We start from the raw sequence: 6,963 nt of genomic DNA on the forward strand, positions 1-6,963 counted from the left end.
GACAGGTCGACGGTGAAGGACTTGGTTTCCACCACCGGGTTGTCCGCACCGGTGGCGACCGTTGCCCGTCGTACGGCCGCGCGCAGCCGGGCCAGCAGTTCGTCCATGCCGAACGGCTTGGTCATGTAGTCGTCCGCACCCGCGTCGAGGGCGCCGACCTTGTCGGAGGAATCGGTGCGTGCGGACAACACGATCACCGGTGCCGTGAGCCAGCCGCGCAGACCGGCGAGGACCTCGATGCCGGATACGTCGGGCATGCCCAGATCCAGGATCACTACCTGCGGCGGGTGTTCGGCGGCCACCGCCAGGGCGCGCGACCCGGTCGGCGCGGTCATCACCTCGTAGCCGTGCACAGCCAAGTTGATCCGCAGGGCGCGCAGCAGCTGCGGGTCGTCGTCGACGACGAGTACTTTTGTCACGGGCGCCGCTCCTCAGTATCGTCGCGCTCTACATCGTCGCCGGCGCGCGTCACGGGCGCCGCTGCTGCAGTATCGTCGCGCTCTACATCGTCGCCGGCGCGCGTCACGGGCGCCGCTGCTCGCGGGGGCGCGGCCAAATCCACCACAATCGTCAGTCCACCCCCGGGCGTGTCGCAGGCGGTGATGGTGCCGTCCATGGCCTCGACAAAGCCCTTCGCGACCGACAGGCCCAGCCCCAGGCCGGTGGTGGTGTCGAAGTCGCCGAGTCGCTGGAACGGCTGGAACATCTGCTCGGCGGCGCCCTTGGACACGCCTGGTCCTTCGTCGACGATGTTGATCAAGACCCGAGGTCCGACCTGGCCGGCGTTCACGCGCACGACGCTCGCGGGCGCGTAGCGCAGCCCGTTGTCGATCATATTGGACAGCACGCGTTCCAGCAGGCCCGCGTCACCCATCACGACGGCGCCGCCAACATCGACCTTCACCCGGTCGATGCTCGCGCGGCCGTATATCGTTCGGCGTCCGCCGATTCCGACCAACGCGCGCTGCGCGACCTCCTCGAGGTAGACCTCGGTCAGCTCGGGCCGGACCACGCCGGCCGCCAGACGCGACGAGTCGAGCAAGTTGGCCACCAGCAGGGTCAGCTGATCGACCGACTCCTCGACGGTGGCCAGCAGTTCGCCAGTGTCCTCCGGCGAGAACCAGACGTCCTCGTCCCGCAGACTCGACACCGCGGCCTTCGCCGCGGTCAGTGGGGTCCGCAGGTCGTGGCCTAGCGCCGACAGCAGCAAGCGCCGCAGTTCGTCCGCCTCGGCGAGCGACTTGACCTTGCCGGCCTCCTCGGCGAGCTCGCCACGCTTGACCAGTCCCGCCGCCTGCGTCGCGACCACCGACAAAACCCGCCGGTCGCGCCCGGTGAGGCCGCGCCCGGTCATCAGCATCCAGAACTGCTCGTCGCCGACCTTGACCGCGGTATCGGCGTCATCGACCGTCACGCACGACTCGGTGCCCACGCCTGCGACGGGAACCAGGCGACCGTCCACCTCCCGCACTAGGCACACCGAGCGTTGGGAGTAGGCCTCACGCACCCGCTCCAGCAGCGCGTCGAGGTCGGCGCCACGCAGCACCGACGCCGCGAACAGCGTCAACAATTCGGCTTCCTGACTGGTCCGCCGGGCTTCCCGAGCGCGGCTGGCGGCGGCGTCCACCAGCACCGCGATCGCCATCGCGACACCGAGCAGGATTACGATCGTCAGCGCGTTGCTCAGGTTCTTGACCGCGAACGAATGCCGCGGCTCGGTATGGAAATAGATCAGCAGCAACCCGGACAACAGCCCGGACACCACCGCCGGCGCCACGCCGCCGAGCAGCCCGATGCCGACCACGCCGGCGAAGAACAAGGCCGACTTACCGCCCACGTCCAGTGCCGGATCCAGCCGCAGCGTGATCGCCAGGATCGTCAGCGGCAGGACGATCGCGGCCAGCCAGGACACCACCTGCCGCGCCTGCGGCGGGATTGGCGGGAACGCCACACCGCGGTTGGCGGCCTCATGGGTGACCATGTGGACGTCGATCTTGCCTGAATTCTTGATGGTGGCCGTGCCGATGCCTTCGCTGAACATGCCGGCCCACCGGGATCGCCGGGACGAGCCGAGCACCAGCTGGGTGGCGTTCGTCTCGCGGGCAAAGTCGAGTAGTGCGCAGGACACATCTTCACCGACCACGGTGTGCACGGTGGCCCCGATGCTGCCGGCCAACTCGCGCACCTTGCCCATCTCACGCGGCGACGCCCCCGACAGCCCGTCGCCGCGGACCACGTGGACCACCATGAGTTGTGCGCTGGACCTCGACGCGATGCGAGATGCCCGGCGCACCAATGTTTCCGACCCCGGGCCACCGGTAACCGCGACAACCACCCGCTCGCGCGCCTCCCACGTGTCGGTGATTTTCTTGTCGGCGCGGTACTTCGACAGCGCAGCGTCCACCTGATCGGCGAGCCACAGCAGCGCAATCTCGCGCAGCGCGGTCAGGTTTCCGGCGCGGAAGTAATTGGTCAGCGCCGCATCGATGCGTTCCGGCGGGTACACATTTCCGTGGGCAAGTCTGCGCCGCAACGCTTCCGGTGTGATATCGACAAGCTCGATCTGAGCTGCCTTCCTTACCGTCTCGTCGGGTACGGTCTCGCGTTGTTCGATTCCGGTGATCTGGGCGACAACGTCGTTGAGGCTTTCCAGATGTTGAACGTTGAGCGTCGAGACCACTGTGATGCCCGCGTCGAGCAGCGTTTCGACGTCCTCCCAACGCTTTTCGTGTGTGCTGCCCGGGATGTTGCTGTGGGCGTATTCGTCGACGAGTGCCACTTCGGGATTGCGTGCCAGCACCGCCTCGATGTCGAGTTCGGGAAAGCTGGTTCCACGGTAGGTGATGTAGCGCGGTGGAATGACTTCGATGCCCTTGAGGAGCTCGGCGACCTTCTTGCGGCCGTGCGTCTCCACCACCGCCGCGACGACGTCGGTGCCGCGCTCCAGCCTGCGGTGCGCCTCACCCAGCATCGCGCAGGTCTTGCCGACGCCCGGCGCCGCACCGAGGTAGATACGCAGCTCACCGCGGCGCTGCGGGTTCGCCCGGCCGGCGTCGTAGGTCGCCGGCTCGTCTACGGAGGTCACCTTGCCATCATCCACTGGAGGGCGACGATTTCACCGGGGCGAGGCGATCCAACTCGAGATTGACCGCCAGGACGTTCACCACTGGCTCGCCGACGAAGCCGGCTACCCGGCCGTGCTGGTTGTGGCGTACCACGTCGCGGACCTGTCCGACACTGATGCCGCGAGCGCGGGCCACTCGGGCCACTTGAAGCTCGGCGTAGGCGGACGAGATGTCGGGATCCAGGCCGCTGGCGCTGGCGGTGACCGCGTCCGGCGGCACCTCAGGCTGTTCGGGCGCCGAGCCGCGAATCGGTACGAGAAGACCGACCGCGTAGTCGCGACCGTACTGGGCGCACTGCACCGCCACTCCCTGGTAGACCCGCTGGAACACCACGGTGGGCGGGCTGCCGGGCGTTGCGCAGGGCTGGTTGACGCTTACCACCGTGACGGGGTAGGGGATGTTGCCGGCGCGGTCCCGCGGCCCGATCACCGAGAGCACGGCGCCGACGCCGCCACCGGTGCAGAACGGCCTCGATCCATCGACCTTTTCGAGAATGCCGATCGCCCGGCTGCGCGAGCACACCTGAGTCAGCAGACTGGGCTTAAAGCCGGCATCTGTCGGATCGGTACCGGGAGTCAGCTTGGCCGGATCGGCGGGAGTGTCGAGGATGCTTTCCGGACCCAGATTGCTGGCGCCGGATGCGGTGGGGTCATAGCCGGGGCCCGCGGCCGACGGGCGGCTCTGGAAGTACCGTGGCAGCGGGTTGCCGTTCTTGTCGGTGAACGACTGCCCAATCAGCTTGCTGCCGACACGCCTCTCCGAACCATTGGGCGAGTCGACGGTCAGTATGGAACCGTCCGCCTTGGCGTGCAGACCGGGAAGCTGGGCGATGCCCCAGATGACCAGCGGGTAGCCGATGCCGGTGATCACCGTCAACGCCAGCAGGGCGCGCAGGGCGGCCCAGTGCTGCCGGAAGACATTCGAGAGGTTCATCTTCAGCCCATCCCAGGAATGAATTGCACTGCCAGGTCGATGAGTTTGATGCCGACGAACGGGGCGAGGATCCCGCCCAGTCCATAGATATAAAGGTTGCGGCTCAACAGTTTCGACGCGCTACTCGGAGTGTATTGGACGCCGCGCAGCGCCAACGGGATCAGCGCGACGATGATGATCGCGTTGAAAATCACCGCGGACAGGATCGCCGACTGCGGGCTGTGCAACCGCATGATGTTGAGCATGCCCAGCCCGGGAAACAGCGACACGAACATGGCCGGGATGATCGCGAAGTACTTGGCGACGTCGTTGGCGATCGAGAACGTGCTCAGCGCGCCGCGGGTGATCAGGAGTTGCTTGCCGATCTCGACGATCTCGATGAGCTTGGTCGGGTCGGAATCCAGATCGACCATGTTGCCGGCCTCTTTGGCCGCGCTGGTACCGCTGTTCATCGCCACCCCGACGTCGGCCTGAGCCAGCGCGGGCGCGTCGTTGGTTCCGTCGCCGGTCATGGCGACCAGTCGGCCGCCCTGCTGTTCGCGTTTGATCAGCGCCAGCTTGTCCTCGGGGGTGGCCTCGGCCAGGAAGTCGTCGACCCCGGCCTCGGCGGCAATCGCCCTGGCGGTCAACGGATTGTCGCCGGTGATCATCACCGTGCGGATGCCCATCGTTCGCATCTCGTCGAACCGGTCGCGCATACCGTGCTTGACGATGTCCTTGAGGTGAATGACACCGAGCACGTCGGCACTCTTGGCGCCGTTCTCCTGGCGCACGACTCCCACCACCAACGGCGTCCCGCCGGCTGCGGAGATTCCGTCCATCACGTCGCCGAATGCGGTCGGGACGTCGCCACCATGTTCGCGAATCCAGTTGGCGACCGAATTCGCGGCGCCCTTGCGAAGCTGTCGTCCGACGAGGTCGACACCGGACATCCGGGTGTTCGCGGTGAACTCGATCCACTTCGCCTGGCTCAGTTCGCCCGGGGGCCGTTCCCGCAAACCGTAGTGTTCCTTGGCGAACACCACGATCGAGCGGCCCTCGGGGGTTTCGTCGGCCAGGCTGGACAGTTGAGCGGCGTCCGCTAGTTCCTCGGCCGTCACCCCCGCGACCGGGATGAACTCCGAGGCCTCGCGGTTGCCCAGGGTGATCGTGCCGGTCTTGTCCAGCAGCAGCGTGTCGACGTCGCCGGCCGCCTCGACGGCGCGGCCCGACATGGCCAGCACGTTGCGCTGGATCAACCGGTCCATGCCGGCAATTCCGATGGCCGAGAGCAGCGCACCGATCGTGGTGGGGATCAGGCACACCAGCAATGCCACCAAGACCACGCCGTCGACCCCGTTGGCGGTCAGGGCGGCGGTGTCGGGGACGCCCGGGTTGTTCACCTTGGAATAGATCGCCAGCGGCTGGATTGTCACCACCGCGAACAGGAAGATGATGGTCAGCGCGGCCAGCAGGATGTTCAGCGCGATCTCGTTCGGTGTTTTCTGCCGGTTGGCACCCTCGACCAGCGCGATCATCCGGTCGATGAAGCTCTTGCCGGGCTCCTGGGTGATCTTGACGACGATGCGGTCCGAAAGCACAGTGGTCCCGCCGGTGACCGCGGAGCGGTCGCCGCCGGACTCGCGGATCACTGGCGCAGATTCGCCGGTGATCGCCGATTCGTTTACTGACGCAATGCCTTCCACGATCTCGCCGTCCCCGGGGATGGTTTCGCCGGTCTCGACGACGACAAGGTCGCCCCTTCGCAGTTCGGGTGCACGGACGTCTTCTTCGGTGCCGGCCTTACCGGGCTCCCAGCCCCGTAAGCGGCGGGCGATGGTGTAGGCCTTGGACTTTCGCAGTGTGTCGGCTTGCGCCTTGCCTCGACCTTCGGCAACGGCCTCGGCCAGATTGCCGAAAAGCACCGTCAGCCAGAGCCAGAACACGACCATGCAGCCGAACCACGAAGGGCCGCGAATCGTCAGAACGGTTGACCAGAGGGCGCCGATCTCGACGATCAGCATCACCGGGTTGCGCCACAACGTGCGCGGATCGAATTTGCGTACCGCGTCAGGCAGTGACTTGAGCAGCAATGCCGGGTCGATGACCCCGCCCCGGGCCTGACTGGGGCCGCTTTGGTGAGAACGCACTGACCTCGTCGACGGCGGCCTGTTACCGCTCGGAGCTGTTGTCATATCAGTGGATTCCTTCAGCAAGGGGGCCCAGCGCCAAGGCCGGCAGGAAGGTCAACGCGCACAGCGCCACCGTCACCGCAGCGACCAGACCGACGAATTGCGGTCGGTGGGTGGGTAGGGTGCCCGGTGACTCCGGGGTACGCCCCTGGCGGGCCAGCGAACCGGCCAGCGCCAGCACCAGGATCATCGGCAGGAATCTGGCCAACGCCATGACCAGGCCGAGCGCGGTGTTGTACCAGACGGTATTGACCGAAAGTCCGGCGAAAGCAGAACCGTTTTTGTTGGCGGCAGAGGTGAACGCGTAGAGCACTTCTGCGAGGCCATGCGGCCCAGTGTTTTCCATGCCGGCCCGCGGGCCCGGCAAACCGATTGCGATACCGGTCCCGAGCAGCACCAGTAACTCGGTCACCGGGAAAAAGCTTGCCGCCAACTTCATTTCGCGTGGCCGGATCTTTTTGCCGAGGTATTCCGGGGTGCGTCCGACCATCAGCCCTGCGACGAACACGGTGATGATGGCCATGATCAGCATGCCGTAAAGGCCCGAGCCGACCCCGCCGGGCGCCACCTCGCCGATCTGCATGTTGAACATCTGAACCAGGCCGCCGAGGCTGGTGTAGGAGTCGTGCGCCGAATCGACGGCGCCCGCTGACGTCAGCGTGGTCGCGTCCGCGAACACCGCGGAATTCGCGACTCCGAAGCGCTGCTCGACACCTTCCATTGCCGCGCCGGCC

The 6,963-nt window shown here is 66.6% G+C and carries 5 protein-coding genes; all 5 read right to left on the reverse strand.

The window, feature by feature from the left end; genetic code table 11:
- Positions 1-419, reverse strand: a 419-nt coding sequence (locus AC2VOU_RS14985; protein WP_486958093.1) for a response regulator, incomplete at its 3' end; no start/stop codon positions are given.
- A complete protein-coding gene (locus tag AC2VOU_RS14990) occupies positions 416-3,085 on the reverse strand; it encodes a sensor histidine kinase (RefSeq protein WP_486958094.1) in 2,670 nt (889 codons plus the stop codon). The genes AC2VOU_RS14985 and AC2VOU_RS14990, both read right to left, overlap by 4 nt.
- A gap of 7 nt (positions 3,086-3,092) precedes the next feature.
- Positions 3,093-4,058 (reverse strand): potassium-transporting ATPase subunit C, encoded by a 966-nt coding sequence (locus AC2VOU_RS14995; protein WP_486958095.1) that lies wholly within the window; start codon positions 4,056-4,058, stop codon positions 3,093-3,095.
- A 2-nt stretch (positions 4,059-4,060) separates the two neighbouring features.
- Positions 4,061-6,232 (reverse strand): potassium-transporting ATPase subunit KdpB, encoded by a 2,172-nt coding sequence (kdpB, locus tag AC2VOU_RS15000; protein WP_486958096.1) that lies wholly within the window; start codon positions 6,230-6,232, stop codon positions 4,061-4,063.
- A 1-nt stretch (position 6,233) separates the two neighbouring features.
- Positions 6,234-6,963, reverse strand: a 730-nt coding sequence (locus AC2VOU_RS15005) for a potassium-transporting ATPase subunit KdpA (protein ID WP_486958097.1), incomplete at its 5' end; no start/stop codon positions are given.

The sequence above is a fragment of the Mycobacterium sp. TH-M25 genome, from assembly GCF_057473665.1.